The organism is Mycobacterium sp. DL440 (assembly GCF_011745145.1).
GTDB lineage: Bacteria > Actinomycetota > Actinomycetes > Mycobacteriales > Mycobacteriaceae > Mycobacterium.
This window is the reverse complement of record NZ_CP050191.1, coordinates 1,480,454-1,500,364: the sequence shown is the minus strand read 5'-3', so window position 1 is coordinate 1,500,364 and position 19,911 is coordinate 1,480,454. Positions and strand designations below refer to the sequence as shown.

20 protein-coding genes are annotated in these 19,911 nt (G+C 66.3%); 10 read left to right on the top strand and 10 right to left on the bottom strand.

The annotated features are described in order from the left end of the window. Positions 1 to 42 precede the first annotated feature (42 nt). Together HBE63_RS07430 and HBE63_RS07425 are read left to right on the top strand one after the other, a co-directional pair. The gene (locus HBE63_RS07430; RefSeq protein WP_166904184.1) at positions 43 to 903 is read left to right on the top strand and encodes an SMP-30/gluconolactonase/LRE family protein; all 861 of its coding nucleotides are present in this window, start codon (positions 43 to 45) and stop codon (positions 901 to 903) included. A gap of 9 nt (positions 904 to 912) precedes the next feature. After that, positions 913 to 1,734, top strand: coding sequence for a thioesterase family protein (locus HBE63_RS07425; RefSeq protein ID WP_166904183.1), 822 nt, complete (start codon positions 913 to 915; stop codon positions 1,732 to 1,734). Positions 1,735 to 1,779: 45 nt separating this feature from the next. On the opposite strand, the gene HBE63_RS07420 is transcribed toward HBE63_RS07425, so the two are convergent. After that, on the bottom strand, positions 1,780 to 2,958 hold the full coding sequence (locus HBE63_RS07420) for an alpha-hydroxy acid oxidase (protein WP_166904182.1): 1,179 nt from the start codon (positions 2,956 to 2,958) through the stop codon (positions 1,780 to 1,782). Continuing rightward, positions 2,955 to 3,863: a cyclase family protein gene (locus HBE63_RS07415; RefSeq protein WP_166904181.1), complete on the bottom strand. Its 909-nt coding sequence runs from the start codon at positions 3,861 to 3,863 to the stop codon at positions 2,955 to 2,957. The genes HBE63_RS07420 and HBE63_RS07415 overlap by 4 nt, the downstream gene beginning before the upstream one ends. Before the next feature lie 29 nt (positions 3,864 to 3,892). Here HBE63_RS07415 and HBE63_RS07410 point away from each other — a divergent pair, with 29 nt between their 5' ends. After that, positions 3,893 to 5,122, top strand: a complete 1,230-nt coding sequence (locus HBE63_RS07410) for a cytochrome P450 (protein ID WP_166904180.1) — start codon at positions 3,893 to 3,895, stop codon at positions 5,120 to 5,122. A gap of 77 nt (positions 5,123 to 5,199) precedes the next feature. Here the strand turns inward: HBE63_RS07410 and HBE63_RS07405 are convergent, their stop codons facing one another. Further along, positions 5,200 to 5,391, bottom strand: a complete 192-nt coding sequence (locus HBE63_RS07405) for a ferredoxin (protein ID WP_166904179.1) — start codon at positions 5,389 to 5,391, stop codon at positions 5,200 to 5,202. 11 nt (positions 5,392 to 5,402) lie between these two features. Beyond that, the gene (locus HBE63_RS07400; RefSeq protein ID WP_166904178.1) at positions 5,403 to 6,659 is read right to left on the bottom strand and encodes a cytochrome P450; all 1,257 of its coding nucleotides are present in this window, start codon (positions 6,657 to 6,659) and stop codon (positions 5,403 to 5,405) included. A gap of 86 nt (positions 6,660 to 6,745) precedes the next feature. Between HBE63_RS07400 and HBE63_RS07395 the strand changes: the two genes are divergently transcribed. Both HBE63_RS07395 and HBE63_RS07390 read left to right on the top strand, forming a co-directional pair. Next, positions 6,746 to 7,282, top strand: coding sequence for a TetR/AcrR family transcriptional regulator (locus tag HBE63_RS07395; RefSeq protein WP_166904177.1), 537 nt, complete (start codon positions 6,746 to 6,748; stop codon positions 7,280 to 7,282). Between the two features lie 36 nt (positions 7,283 to 7,318). Then, a complete protein-coding gene (locus tag HBE63_RS07390) occupies positions 7,319 to 9,526 on the top strand; it encodes a glycoside hydrolase family 3 C-terminal domain-containing protein (protein ID WP_166904176.1) in 2,208 nt (735 codons plus the stop codon). Here HBE63_RS07390 and HBE63_RS07385 read toward each other — a convergent pair. Continuing rightward, positions 9,514 to 10,695 carry a CaiB/BaiF CoA-transferase family protein gene (locus HBE63_RS07385; protein WP_166904175.1) on the bottom strand — a complete coding sequence of 394 codons (1,182 nt, stop codon included), beginning with the start codon at positions 10,693 to 10,695 and terminating at the stop codon, positions 9,514 to 9,516. The two genes, HBE63_RS07390 and HBE63_RS07385, sit on opposite strands and share 13 nt — an antisense overlap. Positions 10,696 to 10,751: 56 nt before the next feature. Between HBE63_RS07385 and HBE63_RS07380 the strand changes: the two genes are divergently transcribed. From HBE63_RS07380 to HBE63_RS07365, 4 genes are all read left to right on the top strand, one after another. Continuing rightward, on the top strand, positions 10,752 to 11,900 hold the full coding sequence (locus HBE63_RS07380) for a phosphotransferase (protein ID WP_166904174.1): 1,149 nt from the start codon (positions 10,752 to 10,754) through the stop codon (positions 11,898 to 11,900). Between the two features lie 43 nt (positions 11,901 to 11,943). Continuing rightward, the gene (locus tag HBE63_RS07375) at positions 11,944 to 12,501 is read left to right on the top strand and encodes a TetR/AcrR family transcriptional regulator (RefSeq protein ID WP_166904173.1); all 558 of its coding nucleotides are present in this window, start codon (positions 11,944 to 11,946) and stop codon (positions 12,499 to 12,501) included. A gap of 142 nt (positions 12,502 to 12,643) precedes the next feature. Further along, positions 12,644 to 14,128, top strand: a complete 1,485-nt coding sequence (locus tag HBE63_RS07370) for an aldehyde dehydrogenase family protein (RefSeq protein WP_166904172.1) — start codon at positions 12,644 to 12,646, stop codon at positions 14,126 to 14,128. Continuing rightward, positions 14,125 to 14,535, top strand: a complete 411-nt coding sequence (locus tag HBE63_RS07365) for a nuclear transport factor 2 family protein (protein ID WP_166904171.1) — start codon at positions 14,125 to 14,127, stop codon at positions 14,533 to 14,535. Before HBE63_RS07370 ends, HBE63_RS07365 begins: the two co-directional genes overlap by 4 nt. Before the next feature lie 85 nt (positions 14,536 to 14,620). Here HBE63_RS07365 and rlmN read toward each other — a convergent pair whose 3' ends face one another. Both rlmN and HBE63_RS07355 read right to left on the bottom strand, forming a co-directional pair. Then, the gene (gene rlmN, locus HBE63_RS07360) at positions 14,621 to 15,712 is read right to left on the bottom strand and encodes a 23S rRNA (adenine(2503)-C(2))-methyltransferase RlmN (RefSeq protein ID WP_166904170.1); all 1,092 of its coding nucleotides are present in this window, start codon (positions 15,710 to 15,712) and stop codon (positions 14,621 to 14,623) included. Positions 15,713 to 15,725: 13 nt separating this feature from the next. After that, the gene (locus tag HBE63_RS07355) at positions 15,726 to 16,577 is read right to left on the bottom strand and encodes a LysR family transcriptional regulator (protein ID WP_166904169.1); all 852 of its coding nucleotides are present in this window, start codon (positions 16,575 to 16,577) and stop codon (positions 15,726 to 15,728) included. 170 nt (positions 16,578 to 16,747) lie between these two features. Between HBE63_RS07355 and HBE63_RS07350 the strand changes: the two genes are divergently transcribed. After that, positions 16,748 to 17,698, top strand: a complete 951-nt coding sequence (locus HBE63_RS07350) for a DMT family transporter (protein ID WP_166909490.1) — start codon at positions 16,748 to 16,750, stop codon at positions 17,696 to 17,698. Here HBE63_RS07350 and HBE63_RS07345 read toward each other — a convergent pair. From HBE63_RS07345 to pyrH, 3 genes are read right to left on the bottom strand one after another with little or no spacing between them, the layout of a single operon-like run. Continuing rightward, the gene (locus HBE63_RS07345; protein ID WP_166904168.1) at positions 17,609 to 18,454 is read right to left on the bottom strand and encodes a phosphatidate cytidylyltransferase; all 846 of its coding nucleotides are present in this window, start codon (positions 18,452 to 18,454) and stop codon (positions 17,609 to 17,611) included. The genes HBE63_RS07350 and HBE63_RS07345 overlap by 90 nt on opposite strands. Before the next feature lie 23 nt (positions 18,455 to 18,477). Then, the gene (gene frr, locus HBE63_RS07340) at positions 18,478 to 19,035 is read right to left on the bottom strand and encodes a ribosome recycling factor (RefSeq protein WP_166904167.1); all 558 of its coding nucleotides are present in this window, start codon (positions 19,033 to 19,035) and stop codon (positions 18,478 to 18,480) included. Positions 19,036 to 19,077: 42 nt separating this feature from the next. Beyond that, positions 19,078 to 19,830, bottom strand: coding sequence for a UMP kinase (gene pyrH, locus HBE63_RS07335; protein ID WP_166904166.1), 753 nt, complete (start codon positions 19,828 to 19,830; stop codon positions 19,078 to 19,080). Positions 19,831 to 19,911: the final 81 nt, after the last annotated feature.

Genomic DNA, 19,911 nt, shown 5'->3' with positions numbered 1-19,911 from the left:
CGAGCGTGACACTTATGGCGTGTTTTGTAAAGGCGCAAGGACATGACTGCAGGAACCGAAGAAACCGGGACAACCGAACTGGCGCATGGTTTCTGTTTCGGCGAGGGGCCGCGCTGGTTCGAGGGCCTGCTGTGGTTCTCCGACATGCTGGGCGAGGCCGTGCACACGGTCACGTTGTCAGGCTCCATGACCACCCTGCCCGTACCCGGACATTCCCCGTCCGGTCTGGGTTTTCGGCCCGATGGCACCCTGCTGATCGTGTCCACCCAGCGCCGCCAGGTGCTGCGCTACGACGGCGACTCCGTCGGGCTGCTGGCCGATCTCAGCGACCTGGTCCCCGCGGCCCTCGGTGACATGGTGGTCGACGAGCACGGCCGGGCCTATGTCGGATCGCAGGCCCGTACCAACGGGGTGATCGTGCGCATCGACCCCGATGACCGGGTGACGGTGGTCGCCGAGCATCTCGACTTTCCGAACGGCATGGTGATCACCCCGGACGGCACCACCCTGATCGTCGCGGAGTCCACCGCGCGACGACTGAGCGCCTTCACCATCGGTGCCGACGGCGGCCTCGCCGACCGGCGGGTGTTCGCCGAGGGGCTCGACGGCCCGCCGGACGGCCTCGCGATCGACGCCGAGGGCGGGGTGTGGGCGGCACTGACCCTTGCGCAGGAGTTCCAGCGGTTCGCCCCCGACGGTTCTGCGGTTACACACCGGGTCGACGCCGACGGGCGCACCGCGATCGCATGCGCCCTGGGCGGCGCCGAGGGACGCACCCTGTTTCTGGTCACCACCACCGACGCCTATCCGGAGCGCCTGATCGGCACCAAACTGTCGCGGGTCGACGCACTGATGGTCGAAACGCCCGCACCCGGCGATCACGACACCCATCACCACCACTGAACGGTTGATATGTCCGACTCTTACTACGAACTGATCGATGAGAACGACCCGATCGGTGACAAGTTCCACGCGACCGACATGGCGCGCGGCACCTGGTCGGCGGCCATCCAGCACGGCGCGCCGGTGTCGGCGTTGCTGGTGCGGGCGCTGGAACGCTGCGAACACCGTGCCGACACCCGGTTGAGCCGGGTGTCCATCGATCTGATGGGCGGGGTGCCGTCGGAGGGCGACCTGTGGGTGCGTGCTCAGCTGGAACGGCCGGGCAAGCAGATCGAACTGGTCAGCGCAGAAATGCTGGCGCCCGGGCCGGACGGCGCGCGACGGGTGGTGGCGCGGGCCAGCGGGTGGCGGATGCTGCAGATGGACACCACCTCGGTCGCGCACACCGGCGTCGAGCCGCTGCCGCCGCTGGAGCAGGCCCGCAGCCGCGACATGGCCAAGAACTGGGAGACCAACTACGTGCACAGCGTGGACTGGCGCTGGCTGACCGTGCCGCAGGCGCCCGGCCCGGGTGAGTCCTGGCTCAAGCCGACGGTCGACGTGGTCAAGGGCGAGCCGATGACGCCGCTGCAGCGGTTGTTCGCGGTCGCCGACGACGCCAACGGCATCGGCTCCAAGATCGACATCCGCAAATGGACATTCCTCAACACCGATCTGGTGGTCCACATCCACCGGGTGCCCGACGGAGAGTGGATCGGTATCCGCGCCGACACCAACTACGGGCCCGACGGCATCGGTGCCACCGTGGGGACGCTGTTCGACCAGAGCGGAGCGGTCGGCGCGATCCAGCAGTCGGTGCTGGTGCGGCCCCGCCCGCCCAAGCGTTCCTAGCGCGAGCAGACACGAAAGTACCCGCCAGCGGCCATTTTCGGGTACTTAAGTGTCTGCTCGCCGGAGATGTACCGGGTTCAGGTCGGCCACGCTCGCCAGTCCCATCAGGGTCAGCGTCGAGCGGATCTCGGCGGCCAGGATGTCGAGCACCGCACCCACTCCGGCACCGCCGGCCACGGCCAGCCCGTAGAGGTAGGGCCGGCCGATCATCACCGCGTCGGCGCCCAGTGCCAGGGCCGTGACGATGTCACCACCGGTACGCACACCGCTGTCCAGCAGGACCGTGGCCCGGCCACCGACGGCTTCCGCGACATCAGGCAATGCATCGACCGACGCGATCGCGCCATTGAGTTGGCGCCCACCGTGATTGGACACCACCACCCCACTGGCACCCACGTCATCGACCGCACGGATCGCGTCCTCGGGCTCCAGTACCCCCTTGACGACGAGCGGTCCATCCCAACGCTCACGTAGCGCCGCCACGTCGCGCCACGTCAGGTCGGCCCGGATCCGGCGGTTCTGGATGCTGACCGATTCCACGGCGCCCTTCGCGCCCGCGGCGTGGGTAAGGTTGCGCATCGTCATCCGCTGGTGCCGCAACAGGCCGTACCACCAGTGCGGCCGGACCGCAGCGTCGGCGATGCGCCGTGGCGTCAGGATCGGCGGGTGCCCCATGCCGGTGCGCCGCTCCCCGGTGCGGTTGCCCTGCACCGGAACATCGACAGTCACCACCAGGGTGCGGTATCCGGCGTCACGGGCCCGGCTGAGCATGGAATCCGAGAACGGGCCGTCGCCCCAGGGATACAGCTGGAACCAGTGGTCGGCCGTGGTGCCCGCCGCGACCTCCTCGATCGAGTACGACGACGCCGTGGACAGCGTCAGCCGCGTCCCGGCGCGTTCGGCGGCCCTCGCGGCGGCCAACTCCCCCGACCAGTGCGCGAGGCCGGTGAGCCCGGTCGGGGCCAGCAGCACAGGCAGCTCGAGCCGCTGTCCGTCGATCGTCACACCCAAATCAGCGTCGGAATGACCGGCCAGGACCCGTTGGCGCAGTGACCAATTCGCGAAGGCACTGGTATTGGCGCGCAACGTGCGCTCATCTTCGGCCCCACCGTCGAGGTAGGCCCACACCATGGTGGGCAGGGCCCGGCGCGCTGCCCACCGGTAATCCTCGACGCTGACCAGCGGGGCCGGGGTACGCAGCCGGTACTGGAAGGCCGGACTCATTTGATGGCGATGGGCGTGACCGGTGAACCCACGGCATTGCTGATATGCAACGGCGGCGCCACGAACAGGAAACTCCACACCCCATCAGCAGCACAGTCGGCGCTCAGCGCGTCGAGGTCGAGGATCTCCGCCAGCGGCATACCCATGTCGCGGATCAGGATGCAGTGCAGCGGCAACGTCTCCCCCGTCTCGCTGGGGATCACCTCGATGGCCCAGTTGTCACTGCCCACCGCCGCGACACCGCGGTCACGCAACCAGCGTGCGCAGTCGATACCCAGGCCCGGCTCGGTGGACATCCAGTCGTCGCGGCCCCGGGCCAGCAGTCGGCCCCGCCAACCGGTACGCACCAGCAGGAAGTCGGCCTCTCCGACGGTCACGCCCTGTTCCTGCTCGGCGGTCTCGAGGTCAGCCGGGGTGATCGCCGTGCCGCCTTCGAGCCAGTCCACTCCGTGCAACCGGGCGATGTCGAGAAGCACACCGCGTCCGGCGATCCGGTCGGTGAAGGCGTCGACGGCCAACTGGCGGGCTCCGGCTCGCGTGCGGACCTGGTCTGTGGAGTAACCGTTGTAGAGCTTGCCGTCGTAGGCGACATGGGACAACGCGTCCCACTGGGTGCCGGATTGCAACGGCATGATGATCCAGTCGTCGGCGACCTGTAACCCGTGCGGTTCCCAATCGTCGGGCTGCATGGACATCAGGTGAACCGGGTTGAGCCGGCCGCCGGTACCGCTCTGCGGGCCGTCCTTACCGACCGGAATGCTCAGCTGAAAAACCTTGCCCGAACGGACTTCACCGGATGCGGCCTGCACGTGACGCGGCTCGACCAAGTTGAGGGTGCCGATCTGATCGTCGGGCCCCCACCGGCCCCAGTTGGACAGTTCGCGGCCCAGGTCCTTGAAACTCACGCTTTACAGAATTGCACACAATTGTCAACATGACAGCTATGGCCGCCACCCATTTTCCGCTGCTGTCGTTCGACACCACCGACCCGGCGTTCGTCGGCGATCCGTGGGCGCGCTACCGGGAGATCCGGGAGTTGGGCGGAGTGGTCTTCAACGAGCGGATCAATCGCTGGATGGTCGGCGAGTTCGACCTGGTCAAGCAGATCCTCAGTACACCTTCACGCTTCGGCTCCGAACGCGGCCAGGTGGAGCACGCCGCGGTGTTCGGCGGGCCGACGATGGAGTTCTACGACGGCCCGCACCATGACCACATCAGGTCGATCTGGTCCGGCGATTTCCGGCCGAGGACTTTGGCGCGACTGCGCCCAGTGATCACCGACATCGTGCGGGCCAGGTTGGAGCCGGTCGCCGCGAGGCTTCGCGACGGGGAAACCGTCGAGGTGGTCTCGGAGCTCACCCGTGGAATCCCGACCGAGGTGATAGCACACATGCTCGGCGTGGAACCGGAGATGGTCAGCCAGTTCACCGCGTGGAGCGACGCAATGGGCGCGTCTGCCGAGGGCTACAGCATGCCCGGCGACCACGGTGCTGAACTGATAGCCGCCGGAAAACACGCGACGGCCCAACTGAATACCTACATTCGCGACCAGCCACCCCGCCGGGCCTGCCCCGTCGACGACAGCTGGGACCTGATCGGGACCATGGTGGGACACGAGTATGCGTGTGAGCACATGACCGAACAGGAGATCGTCGCAAGCAACACGCAATTGGTGTTCGCCGGCAACGAGACCACCGCCAAACTGCTCGCCCAGATCGTGGCCACTCTGGCCGTCCACCCGGATCAGCGCCGCATCCTACTGGCCGATCGCACTCTGGCGCTTGACGCGGTGGAAGAGGTGCATCGCCTGGAAACGGTGTCGCACTCGATCTTCCGCGATGTGGTGGGCGAATCTGCCGCGGTCGGTGACATCGCCATGGCCGACGGTGAACGGATCACCCTGTTGCTGGGTGCAGCCAACCGTGATCCGCGGCGCTGGGAGCGCCCCGACGATTTCGACATCACCCGGCGCAAGCTCTCCCACCTGGGATTCGCCTTCGGCCTGCACAGTTGCCTCGGCATGAACCTGGCCCGTCTGGAGGCCCAGATCTTCCTCGAGGAACTGATCGACACCGTGGGCGACTGGCGGTTGGCCGGCCCCCTGGACTACGGCACCAACTACACCGTGCGCGGGCCGAGCCGAGTGCTGGTGGCAGCCGCCTGAGACCTCAGTAGCCCAATGGCCAGTTGTCACACGAATTCTGGGAAATCTCGTGATGAAACTGGCCACTCGCCTGAAATTCAGCCTTGCATCCGCAGTGCGGTCGCCGGGCATTGGGTCACGGCCTGCTGCAACCGATCTCGATCGCTCTCGCGATGCTCGTCGCCGTGGATGTGCACCATACCCTCGTCGGAAACCTCGAACACGTCCTCGGCGATCGATTCGCAGATGCCATGCCCGGTGCACTTGCCCAGATCGACTTCGACCCGCATGCTGTCGCGCCCTATGCGACGTGCGCGGGAACGCGCTTGATGCCGTGGACGAAGCTGCTGTACAGCAGCTCCGGCTCACCGAACTCGATGGTCTTCAGCCGAGTCAGCAACTCGTGGAACAGGTGTCGCAACTCCGTCTTGGCCAGCTGATTACCCAGGCAGAAGTGCGGACCGCCACCACCGAAGCCCACCTGCGGGTTGGGTGAACGGCTCAGGTCGAAGCGGCCGGGCTCGGTGAACACCGTTTCATCCCGGTTGCCCGAACAGTAGAACAGGCCCACCTTGTCGCCGGCTCTGATCTGCTGGCCGGCCAGCTCGACGTCCTCGGTGGCGTGCCGGGCGAACTGGATCACCGGGGTGGCCCACCGCACGAATTCCTCGGTGGCCAGACCGATCCGGTTGTCGAAATCGTCCAGCAGCCAATCCCTTTGGTCAGGGTTGGCGGCCAGGGCCATCATCGCGTGAGTGGTGGTCTGCTTGGTGGTGTCATTGCCGGCCGAGGCCAGCAGGATCAGGAATGCCCCGATCTCCTCGTCGGTCAGCCGGTGGCCGTCGACTTCGGCGTTGACGATGCTGGTCATCAGGTCGTCACCGGGATTGGCCCGCCGGAACTTGGCCAGCTCCACCCCTGTACTCGAGATCAGCATGATCTCGTTGATGGTGGCCATGGCCCGTTCTTCGAGCGACGAGAACTCGTCATCGCTCATGCTGAACAGCTTTTCGGCGGCCTTGGCGAGGGCCGGCTGATCGGCAGTGGGCACACCGAGCATGTCGGAGATCGTCCGCATCGGCAGCTGCGCCGAGCATGCCTCGACGAAATCGACATCGCCGGCACCGATCAGGTCGTCGACGACGGCGACGGCGTTGCGGTGAATCTGCTCTTCGATCTTGCGCACATTGCGCGGGGTGAACGCCGAGCTGATCAGGCGGCGGTATGTGGTGTGCTCCGGCGGATCCATCATCAGGAAGAAGGTGGCGAACTTCTGCACGTCGGCCGGCATCGGGTCCAGTGCGACACCCTGGGTCGAGGTGAACAGCTCCGGGTGCTGGCTGACGAACTGGATGTCGGCACGGCGGGTGATGGCCCAGAAGCCGGGCTCTTCCACGTCGAACAGCGTCGACAGTGGCTGATGCCAACTCAGCCCGTCACCGGCACGCAACTGTGCGAATGTCTCGTCACGTTTGGCGAACGATTGGCTCCAGAAATCGTGTGACGTGATGTCGAATGGGCTGTATTCGCGTGCCTGCGGTGAGCTGGCAACTGTCACGGTATTCCCTCCTGCACGGCGCCCGACGCCAGTGTCGCGGCACGAATTAGCGTGACAGTTCGACGATAGTTTGTAAAGCTGTGGGCATGGCGGAAATATCGTCTGTCGACGACGAGAGCAGTACCCGCGGACGAATCCTGGCCGCCACCGCCGAGGTGCTCGGTGCGAACGGGATGACAAAGCTCAGTTTGTCCGAGGTGGCCCTGCAGGCCGGGGTGTCCCGGCCGACGCTCTACCGCTGGTTCGCCTCCAAACAGGAACTGCTCGACGCATTCGTGGTGTGGGAGCGCAGGTACTACGAACAGGCGGTAGCGCGGGCCTCCGCCGATTTGCCGCAGGACGAGCACCTGGATGCCGCTCTGCGAACGGTCGTCGAATACCAGCAGTCCTACCCGGGCCTCCGCATGGTCGATATCGAACCCGAACATGTCATCAAACGCCTCACCCAGGTCATCCCGCTGATGCGGGAGCGCCTGCAACGGCTGACCACCGGGCCGGACGCCGACATCGCCGCGGCGACCGCGGTGCGGGTGGCGATCTGCCACTACCTGGTGCGCAGCGACGACGCGGACGATTTCCTCGCGCAGCTCCGCCATGCCGCGGGGGTGAAACCTCCGCCTTGACCAGGGAAAAGCGCACCCGGCGCTACGCTGGCGGCGGTGACCGACTCCACTGATGCCATCGCCGGGCTCGACCTGACCGAACAGGCCGCGTTGGGCAGCGGCGCGAGCTTCTGGACCACCAAACCGATCGGCCCGGTGCCGGCCATCATGCTGACCGACGGGCCGCACGGCGTTCGTCGTCAATCTGGCAGTGCGACAGATCATCTGGGCGTCTCCGGCAGTGAACCGGCAACCTGCTTTCCTCCGGCGGTCGGGCTCAGCCAGACCTGGGATCCCGAGTTGGTGGAACGGGTCGGTCAGGCGCTGGGCGACGAAAGCCGCGCGCTGGGCGTACATGTCCTGCTCGGCCCTGGAGTCAACATCAAGCGCGACCCCCGCTGCGGGCGGAACTTCGAGTACTACTCGGAGGATCCGCTGCTCTCGGGCACGCTCGGCGCGGCGTGGGTGCGCGGGGTACAGAGCCGCGGCGTCGGCGCGTCGGTCAAACATTTCGCGGTCAACAATGCCGAGCACGATCGGATGCGGGCCAGTTCCGACGTCGACCCCCGCACGTTGCGTGAGATCTATCTGCGTAGTTTCGAAATCGTGGTGCGCCAGGGCCGCCCGTGGACGGTGATGTGTTCCTACAACCGGATCAATGGGGTCTACGCGGCCGAGAACGCCTGGCTGCTGACGGTGCTGCGTGACGAATGGGGTTTCGACGGCCTGGTGGTCAGCGACTGGGGTGCGGTAGCCGACCGACCGGCGGCCGTAGCGGCGGGCCTGGATCTGGAGATGCCGGCGACCGGCGGGATCTCCGACGCCGATGTGGTGCGCGCGGTGGGTGCCGGCACGCTGGACGCGGCTGCTGTCGCGCGGGCCGCCGCCCGGGTGGCCGTTCTGGCCGAGCGGGTCACCCAAACAGACACCTCCGCATCCTTCGAGATCGATGGCCATCACGAGCTGGCCCGCGAGGCGGCCCAGCGAGCCATCGTGTTGTTGAAAAACGACCAGGATCTGCTGCCGTTGGCGCCGTCACCGCTGACGGTCATCGGCGAGTTCGCCCAAGACCCCAGATACCAGGGCGGTGGCAGTTCACATGTCAACCCGACCCGCGTCGACATTCCGCTGGAAGAGATCCGCAGGCTCGCGGGCGATCATCCGGTGAGCCATTGCTCGGGAAGCGACATCGCCGCCGCGGTCTCCGCCGCTGAATCTTCCGAAACCGCAATCGTATTCCTCGGCCTCACCGCCGAAGAGGAGTCCGAGGGTTACGACCGCGAACACATCGACCTGCCTGCCGCACAGCTCGACCTGCTGCGTGCCGTGGTCGAAGTCCAGCCGCGCACCGTGGTGGTGCTGGCCCACGGCGGCGTGGTGCGGCTGGACGCCGTCGCCGGTCTGGCCCCGGCGATCGTGGACGGGGCGCTGCTCGGGCAGGCCGGGGGCAGCGCGCTGGCCGATGTGCTGTTCGGCGTGGTGAACCCCTCGGGCCGGCTGGCCGAGACGGTGCCGCTGCGGCTGCAGGATTCCCCGGCCTATCTCAACTTTCCGTCCGACTCCGGCCATACCGTCTACGGCGAGCGGATGTTCGTCGGCTACCGCTGGTATGACTCCCGCGATATGTCGGTGACGTTCCCGTTCGGCCACGGCCTGTCCTACACCCGGTTCGACTACTCGGACCTTGAGGTGAACCCCGCCGGTGAGGGACTGTGCGTGCGCGTGACGGTCACCAACACCGGCGGCCGACCGGGCCGGGAGGTGGTGCAGGCCTACGCCGGGTTGCCAGACTCCCGCGTCGGGCGACCGACGCGATGGTTGGCCGGATTCGCTGGGCTCACCCTGGAACCAGGCCACGGACAGACCGTCGAAATCCCCATCGACCGAGCCGATCTCGCGTACTGGAGCACCGATGCCGGTCGCTGGGTGGTCGAAGGCGGCGAGTATGCGGTGTCGGTCGGCGCGTCGAGCCGGGACCTGCGGTTGTCGGCGACGGTGACGCTGGCCGGTGATGAGCTGCGGCAGCCGTTCACCCGCGATTCGACGTTGGGCGAGCTCCTTGCCGACCCGGTAGCAGCCCAGACGATTGCGAATGTGCTGAGTAACGCTTCCCCGTTCGGCACAGCGGATTCCGCACTCGGCAGCGACCTGTTACGGATGCTGGGGTCGGTGCCGATCGGGCGGATGGCTGCATTCTCGGCAGGCAGAGTCACCCGTGAGCAGCTCGATGAACTGCTCGCGGGCATCAACGCTCAGCGGTCCTGATCGCCACGCAGCTCGGCCAGGATCTCGTCGGTGTGCGCACCGAGCACTGGGGCGACCATGCGCGGCTGCCATGGGGTGGCCGAGAAGTCAGCGGGGCTGGCCACCATCGGCACGGTTGAAATCCCGTCAGGCACTTCGATAATTCCTCCGGCGGCGTGAAACTGCTCATCGGCGATGACGTCGTCGAGGCTGTTGATCGGTGACCAGAAGAAATCGGGCTCGCCGTCGAACAACGGGGCCCAGTGGTCCATCGGATGGCCGACAAAGATGGTGTCCAACTCGGCGATCAGCTCGCGCGCATTGACGTATCGGTCACGGGCCGTGGCGAACCGCGTGTCGGTCAGCCAGTCCTCGTGGGCCACCACCCGGCAGAGTGCGGGCCAGTGCCGGTCCCCCTGCAGGCCGACGATCCAGAAGCGTTTGCCGTCACCGGCGGTGTAGTTGTTCATACATGGGTTGGCCATCGCCTCACGCTGGCCGATGGCGATCTGCTCACCGCTCATCAGGACGGTGTTGAGATCGAAGCTGACGGTGTAGGCACCCTGCCGGTACAGCGAGGTGCTGACCAATTGACCCGTCCCCGTGCGGTTTCGGGCCAGCAGTGCGGCGCACACCGCGGCCGCCAGTGTCATTCCCGCGGAGTGATCCCCCATTCCGCCGCGCTGAAACGGCGGCGTATCCCCTGGACGGGTGAGCAGGTCGGCCAGTCCGGCACGGGCCCAGAACGCGGCAACGTCGTAGGCCGCTCGTTCCGCCTCCGGTCCGGTCAGGCCGTAGCCCGTGATCAACCCGTACACCAAGCGGGGATTCCTGGCCGCGACGGTCTCGAAGTCGAGTTCCAGCCGACGTAGCGCCGCGGGACGCACATTCGTCAGGAAAACATCTGCGGTGGATAGCAATTCCATGGCCGTGTCCCGCCCCTCGGCGGTGCCCAGGTCGAGCACGATGCTGCGTTTGGATCGGTTGTCCATCTCGAAGGGCGGGTTGGCCGCCACGCCCAGATCCTGATCCAGGCCGAGCATCCGACCGAAGGTTCGCGCTGGGTCACCCGACGGCGGTTCGATCTTGATGACGTCAGCGCCCCAGTCGGCAAGTAGCGCACCCGCTGCCGGCGCGGCAACCCAGACGCCCAACTCGACGACCCGAAATCCCTCCAACGGACCCGCCATTCCCGCTCCTTCTCGAAACCGCTTTACAATCTGCCGAGCATTTGTAAACTTGGCCAATGTTTACACCGGCCCGCCGCCTCGTCCCTGCCGCCGGCCTGGCCGCACATATCGGCCACGGCGTGCAACGTATCGCAACCGACGCGGCCATCGGGCGCATCCGCTCACTGCCCCGGCGCATCGGCGGCCTCGACGCGGCCTACCTTTCCCGGCTCACCGGGCGCAAGATCGAATCGGTGTCGGTGATCGGCGGCGACGCGGGCACGTCGTCGCGCGCCCGGCTCGCGCTGTCAGGCGACCCGAGCGACGCCATCCCCGGATCGGTGTTCGTCAAGATGCCGGCCGAAACCGCGGCCACCCGGATGATGGGCGAGTTGGGCCGGTTGGGCCATACCGAGGTGCGCTTCTACCAACAGCTGGCCGACGGTCTGCCCGGGGTTCCCCGCGCCTACGGCGCGGCCTTCGATCCACTGACCGGGCGATATGTGCTGGTGCTGGAAGACCTGACGCTCAGCCCGTGCGAGTTCACCGACACCCTGCACCCACTGGACAGGGACCGGGCCGCCGCGACAGTCGAGCTGCTCGCCCAGGTCCACGCCGCGTTCTGGGGACGGCTACCGGCACGCAGCGGCAGCGGGCCGCTGGGCTGGCTGTACTCGGCGTCGGGCGACCACACCTCACTGATGACCGGTTCACTGCTCAAGCTGTCGACCAAACGACTGGCCGAAACCACCGACATTCCGGTGGCCGACGGCCGGTTCATCGACGAGAACTACCGAGCGGCCGCTCAGCTACTCGACCGGCCACCGCACACCGTGATGCACGGTGACGCCCATCCGGGCAACCTGTTCTTCCGCAACGGCGAGGCGGGCCTGCTCGACTGGCAGGCCGCCCGCCGAGGTCATCCCGGCCGGGAGCTGGCGTACACCCTGGTCACCTGCATGTCCACGGCCGACCGGCAAGCCGCCGAACGGGACCTGCTCGACGCATACCGACGCGCACTGGCCGCGGCCGGCGGCCCGACGCTGGATCACGACGAGTTGTGGGAGCGTTACCGCCTGGGCGCGGTCTATGCCTACGCGGCACCTGTCATCACCGCCGGGCTTGGCGGCATGCAGGATGAAGGCATCGCGCTGGAAGGCGCCAGGCGGGGCGTGGCAGCCTTGGCGGACCTCGAGACTGTGGCAATACTCAAGAAGTTGCTCTGATGGTCCTACCATTTGGTGAACCACGAACAACCAAAGGCTGGACGTGAACGAACCCGTACCCGCGCAGCGGGACACATCTGTCGAAGACACCTCGACGCGCCACCGAATCCTGGTCGCGACGGCGGAGGTGCTGGCCCGCAGCGGTCAGACCAAGCTGAGTCTCTCCGAGGTGGCGCTGCAGGCAGGCGTGTCGCGGCCCACGCTGTACCGCTGGTTCGCCGACAAACAGGAGCTCCTCGACGGCTTCGGCACCTATGAGCGCGAGATGTTCGACCACGGCATCAGCCGAGCCACCGTGGGCTTGCGAGGCAACGAGAAGCTCGACGCCGCATTGCGTTTCATCGTGCAGTACCAGCAGTCGTATTCCGGGGTCAGGCTCGTCGACATCGAGCCCGAAGTCGTCATCGCACAGTTGGCCAACGTCATCCCCCTGATGCGGGCACGGTTGCTCAAGCTGCTGTCGGGCGCCAACGCCCCGGTCAAGGCCGCCACCGCGATCCGGGTGGCGGTATCGCACTACATCGTGCGAAGCGATGACGGCGACCAGTTCCTGGCGCAGCTGCGCCATGCCGTCGGCATCAAACAGCCCGACTCGAACTGACCTGCTTCGACCCCGGCCCTACACACCCCCGCTCCGTCACTCTGGTGTGACATTCGAGTCTCTACGATCGCAGAGACTTGCCAATCGGTCAATCCTTGCTTCAAGGGGTGACACGACTCGCAATTTTTGTAAAGCTATCGGCATGACTCAGGTGCAGAGCGACACGGGCGTCCTCGCCGGCGACGAGCGGATGCTCATCGCCGGGGAACTCCAATACACCGGCAGCGGTGCGAAATTCGACGTCATCCACCCGGCCAGCGAACAAGTGGCCGGCCAGGCGACCGACGGCACGGTGGCCGACATCGAGCGGGCCGTAGGCGCTGCGCGACGCGCGTTCGACGAAACCGACTGGAGCCGCGATGTCGAGTTCCGCCACCACTGCCTGATGCAGCTGCACGACGCGCTGGACGCCGAGAAGGAGCGGCTGCGCCGGATCCTGGTCACCGAGGTCGGCTGTCCCGTCACGGTCACCGGCTCGCAGATCGAGGATCCGATCGGCGAGGTCAAACACTGGGCCGAGCACGGCAAAAGCTTCGAATACGTCGTCGACAACGGCGTGCACCAAACCCAGCTGGGGCCGGCGCGACGCAAGATCGCCTACGAGCCGGTCGGCGTGGTCGGCGCGATCACCCCGTGGAATGTGCCGTTCTACCTCAACATCGCTGAAACTGTTCCGGCGCTGATGGCCGGCAACACCGTCGTGCTCAAGCCCGCGCAGCTGACCCCCTGGTCGGGCACCGAGCTGGGCCGCATCGTCGCCGAACACACCGACATCCCGGCCGGCGTCTTCAATGTCGTGGTATCCAACGCCAACGAGGTGGGGGCCGCGCTGTCGGCGGACCCGCGGGTCGACATGATCACCTTCACCGGGTCGACCGCCACCGGGCGCGCCATCTTGGCGGCCGGAGCCTCGACGGTCAAGAGGACGATGCTCGAACTGGGCGGCAAGTCCGCGCACATCGTGCTCGATGACGCCGACTTCAACTCGGCACTGCCCATCGCGGCGATGATGGCCTGTGTCATGAGCGGGCAGTCCTGCATCCTGCCGAGCCGAATCCTACTGCCCCGCAGCCGCTACGACGAGGGCGTGGAGCTGCTCAAGGGGGCGATGGAGAACTTCCCGGTCGGCGACCCGTGGACCCCGGGCATCATGCAGGGCCCGCAGATCAGCGCCACTCAGCGCGAGAAGGTGCTCGGGCTCGTCAAATCGGGCATCGATTCCGGCGCCCGGCTGGTCACCGGCGGCGGTGTTCCGGAGAACCTGCCCACGGGTTACTACACGCAGCCCACCCTGCTCGCCGACGTCAATCCCGACTCGCAGGTGGCCCAGGAGGAGATCTTCGGGCCGGTGTTGACGGTCACCCCCTATGACTCCGACGACGAAGCGGTGGCCATCGCCAACAACTCCATCTACGGCCTGTCCGGTGAGGTTTCGTCCGGCGACGTCGACCGGGCCTTCGCCATCGCCCGACGCATCAGGACCGGTAACGTCACCATCAACAGCCGCAGCCACTTCGGCATCAACAGCCCGTTCGGCGGCTCCAAGCAGAGCGGTCTGGGTCGGCGCAACGGCGAAGAAGGCTTCAAGGAGTACTTCGAGTCCAAGACCATCGGCATGCCGGAATGAGTGTGGCCGACGAGCTCGAGATCCAGGCGCTGCTGACCCGCTACGCGCGCGGTGTCGACTCGAAGGACTGGGAGCTGTACCGGTCGGTGTTCACCGAGGACGCCCACATCGATTACTCGTCGGCGGGCGCGGTGGTGGGCACGCGTGATGAGGTGGTGGACTGGTTCGCCGCGAACTTCGGGGTGATGCCGTGGACCATGCACTACATCACGAACATCGACGCCGAGATCGACGGGGATACGGCGACCGTGCGGGCGATGTTCTACAACCCCATGCAGTTACCGGGGATGTCGGAGACAAGTGCGTGCGGCGGGTACTACCACCACGAGTTGGTGCGTACCCCCGACGGCTGGCGCAGCCGCAGCCTGCGTGAGGAGAACCTCTGGTTCACCAACCCGCCGCACTAGCACTCACGCCGACCACGTTGACATTGAATCTACGCAGACGTCTACTCGATCTTTTGCGACCTCAGTTCAAAGTCAACGCCGCGGCTCAGCCCTCGGCGGCCAACTGGCCGCAGGCCGCGGCGATCTCTCGCCCCCGGGTATCGCGCACGGTGCACGAGACTCCCTTGGCCTGAACGCGTTTGACGAACTCCCGCTCGACCGGTTTGGGACTGGCGTCCCATTTGCTGCCCGGTGTGGGATTGAGCGGGATGAGGTTGACATGCACAAACTGACCCAGCTTGCTGTGCAGCCTTTTACCGAGAAGGTCTGCGCGCCAAGGCTGGTCATTGATATCGCGGATCAACGCGTACTCGATGGACACCCGCCTGCCGGTGACATCGGCGTAGTACCGCGCAGCCTCGAGGACCTCGTCGACGCTCCACCGGTTGTTCACCGGCACCAGGGTGTCGCGCAGCTCGTCGTCAGGGGTGTGCAGAGACACGGCCAGGGTGACACCGAGGCGCTCGTCGGCGAGTTTCCGGATGGCAGGGGCCAGACCGACCGTCGACACCGTCACCGAGCGGGCGCTGATCCCGAAGCCGTTCGGCGGTGGCGCGATGATCCGTTTCACGGCTGCCAGCACCCGGTTGTAGTTGGCCAGCGGCTCACCCATGCCCATGAAGACGATGTTGGACAGCCGCCCATCATGCTCGAGTCGCATGGCCGACGACGCCGCCCGGACTTGCTCGAGGATCTCGGCGGTGGACAGGTTGCGCTTCAGACCGCCCTGGCCTGTCGCGCAGAACGGGCAGGCCATGCCGCAGCCGGCCTGCGAGGAGATGCACACCGTGTTGCGCTGCGGATAGCGCATCAGCACCGACTCGAACGTCGTGCCGTCGCCCGCGCGCCACAGCGTCTTGCGGGTCTCCCCCGCGTCGCACTGGATCTGCTTCACCGGATCGATCAACGTCGGGAACAGGGCCTCGGCCACCTGGTCGCGCACGGCAGCAGGCAGGTCGGTCATCTGCTGCGGGTCGGCGATCAGACGGCCGTAGTACTGGTTGGCCAGCTGTTTGGCCCGAAATTTCGGCAGACCCAGCGCGGTGACCGCAGCGGCTCGGCCGTCCTCGTCGAGATCGGCAAGGTGCGGCGGCGGCATACCGCGTCGCGGGGCTTCGAAGACCAATTCCTGCTTCATGTCTTTTCCAGTATCAGGCTTGTCCGGCGAGAACGTCGTGAACGGTCCGCTCAACGGTGTCGAGGAGCTCGGTGTCCACCCCGGCGCGGCCACGGACAAACACCGAGGCGCGGCTGGCCGGGGGCAGCCCCTCGGCCAGACACAACCCGTCCGGTAACCGGCCGATCATCGGCAACAGTGCCACACCCAGGCCAGAGCGCACCGCAGCGAACAGGCCGGACAGATTCGCCGATTCGGCGGCGATGCGGTAGTCGGTCCCGCACCGGTCGAGCGCGGCGAAGGTGGGTTCGCGCAACGTGCAGGGTTCGGAGAACATCACCACCGGCAACGGCTGGTTCGCCGCGGCAGCGAAGCTGCGGCCCGAAACCCACTTCAGCGCAAGGGTTCCGGAGGCATGGGCGGGATCCAGTCCGGAACCGTCGAGCATCACGGCAAGATCGACCAGACCGTGTTCGAGGGCGTCGGCGAGCGTGACGTTGCGGTCGAGACGAAACCGCAACCGCCAGTTGGGCAACCGCTCGCCCAGCGCCGCCGTGAGCGCGGGCAGCATCACATCGGCGCCGTGCTCGGTGGCACCGATCAGCAGCACTTGTTCCTCGGCCGCACCGAGATCGGTCAGCGCCGCATCGTGCGCGGCGAGGATGCCCCGGGCGTGACCGAGGACGCGATGTCCCAGTTCAGTGAAGGCGACACCGCGGCCGGATCGTTCGACGACCGGGCCGCCCACGACGGCTTCGATACGCCGCACATGCTGGCTGACGGCGGACTGCGTCATGTGCAACACCGCGGCTGCGCGGTGAAACCCGCCACAGTCCGCCACCGCCGCCAGGCTGCGCAACGGTGCAATGTCCAGCACCTGTCCCATGCGATCAAGGTACTCCGATCAGCACTTACGATCAAAGAGCAGGTATTTCTTTCTATTCAAGGAGTTATTCCGCCTTATTGATTAGCATCATCGATCGATCGTGATTGCCGATAATCGTTGGACCGCGCGCACGAGGCTGGCTCACGATGGGGATCATGCCGCCCAAACCGATGCCGACGCACACGGCGACGACCGTGACGTTCTTCTACGCCCTGGGTTATCCGATCGGGAACCTGGCCGTGCACGCCCTGTCCCCGATGGCGGTGCTGGCCGTTCGTTTCGGACTGGCAGGGCTGATCCTCGGCACCTGGGCCGGGCTGGCCCGGGTCGGCTTCCCCACCGGCCGCAAGCTGTTCCACGTCGCAGTGGCGGGTCTGCTCATGCAGGCTGTGCAGTTCTGCGCGCTCTACATCGCGATTCAGCATGGCGCGCCGGCAGTGCTGTGCGCAGTGGTCATCGCGATGAACCCGGTGGCGACCGCACTGCTCGCCGCGATGTTCCTGGGTGACCGGCTGACGCCGCGCCGGGTGGCCGCGTTGGTGCTCGGCATCGCCGCAGTCCTGGCCGCATGCGCGACGCGACTGGTCACCTCAGGTGGAATCGACCCGGCGGTCGGATTGCTGCTGGTGGCGTTGCTCGGTCTGGCTGCCGGAGGGGTTTATCAACAGCGGTTCTGCTCTGATATCGACTTCCGGGCCTCAACCTCAATACAGAACGCCGTCGCGTTCATCCCCGCTTTGGCGCTTGCCCTCAGCACACCGATCGAGGTGCATGACGCCACCCAAGCCGTGCTGGCGGTGACCGGCGTGGTGTTCCTCAACGCCATACTCGGGGTGTCGCTGTACGTGCGGGCCATCAACCTACACGGCGCCTCGGCGGTCGCGATGCTGTTCTGTGTGATCCCCGCAGTCGCAGGGGTGTTGTCCTGGCTCATGCTTGGCGAGCGGGTGAACATCGGCATCGCCGCAGGACTGGTCCTCGGTGCCCTCGCGTGCTGGCTGAACGCATCTGGCGCGCGCAGCGAACGCGGCCTACGCCAGCACCGTCAGCACGATCCAGCCGACGACGGCGGACGGCAGCATCGCGTCGATCCGGTCCATGATCCCGCCGTGACCGGGTAGCAGCGTGCCCATGTCCTTGATCCCGAGGTCGCGCTTGATCTGCGATTCGACCAGGTCGCCGAGCACACCGGTGATCACCAGCAACAGGCCGAGCGGCACACCGACCCAGGCCGGCTTGTCCAACAGGAACGCCACGGAGACCACAGCGGCGGCGATACCGAACAGCAGCGAACCGCCGAGACCCTCCCAGGACTTCTTGGGGCTGATCGCCGGTGCCATCAGATGCTTGCCGAACAGGACACCCGCGACATAACCGCCGATGTCGGCGAAGACGACCGTAACGATGATGGTGAAAACCCGGGCGCCGCCGTGGTCGGCGAAGATGAGAAGCGCGGTGAAGGCCGCGAACAACGGCACCCAACTGGCAAGCAGGACCGTGGCGGCAATATCGCGCAGGTAGTTGACGGGTTGCTGGTCCAGCCCTTGGCCGATCAGCCGCCACACCATGCAGACAACGATGGTGCCGCCGTAGGCGCCAAGCAGACCCGCCGCCCCGAACGGCCAGGTCAGCCAGATCATCGCCTGCCCGCCGAGCAGCAGCGGCACGGTGGGCAGCGCATAGCCGTGTTCGCGCATCCGCCGGATCACCTCGTGGGTGGCGATGGCGATGGCGACTGCCAGCAGCGGCAGCCACCAGATGGGTGCGAAGAGCAGGGTGCCTATCGCAAGGGCGCCAAGGACCACGCCGACGGTGATAGCGGCCGGCAGGTCGCGGCCGGCGCGCGAGGTCTTCTGCGGTGGCTCAGTCTGTGCCACGGGACTTGGGTGCTGAAGGTCGCCTAGACCTCCAGCAACTCGCCTTCCTTGTGCTTGACCAACTCGTCGATCTGGCCGGTGTAGGTGTGGGTGGATTTGTCGAGGTCCTTTTCCGCGCGCCCGACTTCATCCTCGCCGGCCTCGCCGTCCTTCTTGATCCGGCTGAGTTCTTCCATCGCCTTGCGACGGATGTTGCGCACGGACACCTTGGCGTCCTCGCCTTTGGATTTCGCCTGCTTGACCAGGTCGCGGCGGCGCTCCTCGGTGAGCTGCGGGATGGAGATCCGGATGATGTTGCCGTCGTTCGTCGGGTTGACCCCGAGGTCGGAGTTGCGGATCGCGTCTTCGATCGGCCTCAGCTGCGATGCCTCGTAGGGCTTGATGACCACGAGGCGCGCTTCGGGAACGTTGATGCTCGCCATCTGCGTGATCGGCGTCATGGACCCGTAGTACTCGATGTTGATCCGGGAGAACATGCCCGGATTAGCGCGGCCGGTCCGAATTGTGGACAGGTCGTCACGGGCCACACTCACGGCCTTTTCCATCTTCTCTTCGGCGTCGAAGAGAGTTTCGTCGATCACTTCGGGTTCTCCATCGATCTTGCTCCTCGCGTGCGCGGCGGGTCAGGTGGTGGTGACCAGTGTTCCGATCTTCTCACCCGCCACTGCACGGGCGATATTGCCTTCGGTGAGGAGGTTGAACACCAGCATCGGCATCCGGTTGTCCATACACAAACTGAAGGCGGTGGCATCGGCGACCCGCAGGCCGCGGTCGATGACCTCGCGATGGCTGACTTCGGTGAGCAGTTCGGCGTTCGGGTCTTCCCGTGGGTCGGCGGTGTAGACGCCGTCGACAGCCTTGGCCATCAGCACCACGTCGGCCCCGATTTCCAGGGCGCGCTGCGCAGCCGTGGTGTCGGTGGAGAAGTACGGAAGGCCCATGCCGGCACCGAAGATGACGACGCGACCCTTTTCCAGGTGCCGCACGGCACGCAAGGGGATGTACGGCTCGGCGACCTGACCCATGGTGATGGCGGTCTGCACACGGGTATCGATGCCTTCCTTCTGCAGGAAGTCCTGCAGCGCAAGGCTGTTCATCACGGTGCCGAGCATGCCCATGTAGTCGCTGCGGGTGCGTTCCATGCCGCGCTGTTGCAGTTGGGCTCCGCGGAAGAAGTTACCGCCGCCGATCACGACCGCGACCTGGACTCCGCTTCGCACCACGGCGGCGATCTGGCGGGCCACCTGATGCACGACGTCGGGGTCAAGGCCGACCTGGCCACCGCCGAACATCTCTCCGCCGAGCTTCAGCAGAACCCTTGTATAGAAGGGACGAATGGATGCTGCGCCCTCGCCGGCGACATTCGGATCCGCCATCGGTTTCCTCGGCACTCCTCGATGTAGAGAGCCACCCGGGTTACCCCTGGACGGCCTCTCCATCCTGCCCTATGGCGGGCG

Coding starts and splice junctions, on each gene's coding strand:
- HBE63_RS07430 (WP_166904184.1), top strand. CDS start 43: ATGACTGCAGGAACCGAAGAAACCGGGACAACCGAACTGGCGCATGGT.
- HBE63_RS07425 (WP_166904183.1), top strand. CDS start 913: ATGTCCGACTCTTACTACGAACTGATCGATGAGAACGACCCGATCGGT.
- HBE63_RS07420 (WP_166904182.1), bottom strand. CDS start 2,958: ATGAGTCCGGCCTTCCAGTACCGGCTGCGTACCCCGGCCCCGCTGGTC.
- HBE63_RS07410 (WP_166904180.1), top strand. CDS start 3,893: ATGACAGCTATGGCCGCCACCCATTTTCCGCTGCTGTCGTTCGACACC.
- HBE63_RS07405 (WP_166904179.1), bottom strand. CDS start 5,391: ATGCGGGTCGAAGTCGATCTGGGCAAGTGCACCGGGCATGGCATCTGC.
- HBE63_RS07395 (WP_166904177.1), top strand. CDS start 6,746: ATGGCGGAAATATCGTCTGTCGACGACGAGAGCAGTACCCGCGGACGA.
- HBE63_RS07385 (WP_166904175.1), bottom strand. CDS start 10,695: ATGGCGGGTCCGTTGGAGGGATTTCGGGTCGTCGAGTTGGGCGTCTGG.
- HBE63_RS07380 (WP_166904174.1), top strand. CDS start 10,752: ATGTTTACACCGGCCCGCCGCCTCGTCCCTGCCGCCGGCCTGGCCGCA.
- HBE63_RS07370 (WP_166904172.1), top strand. CDS start 12,644: ATGACTCAGGTGCAGAGCGACACGGGCGTCCTCGCCGGCGACGAGCGG.
- HBE63_RS07365 (WP_166904171.1), top strand. CDS start 14,125: ATGAGTGTGGCCGACGAGCTCGAGATCCAGGCGCTGCTGACCCGCTAC.
- rlmN (WP_166904170.1), bottom strand. CDS start 15,712: ATGAAGCAGGAATTGGTCTTCGAAGCCCCGCGACGCGGTATGCCGCCG.
- HBE63_RS07355 (WP_166904169.1), bottom strand. CDS start 16,577: ATGGGACAGGTGCTGGACATTGCACCGTTGCGCAGCCTGGCGGCGGTG.
- HBE63_RS07350 (WP_166909490.1), top strand. CDS start 16,748: ATGCCGACGCACACGGCGACGACCGTGACGTTCTTCTACGCCCTGGGT.
- pyrH (WP_166904166.1), bottom strand. CDS start 19,830: ATGGCGGATCCGAATGTCGCCGGCGAGGGCGCAGCATCCATTCGTCCC.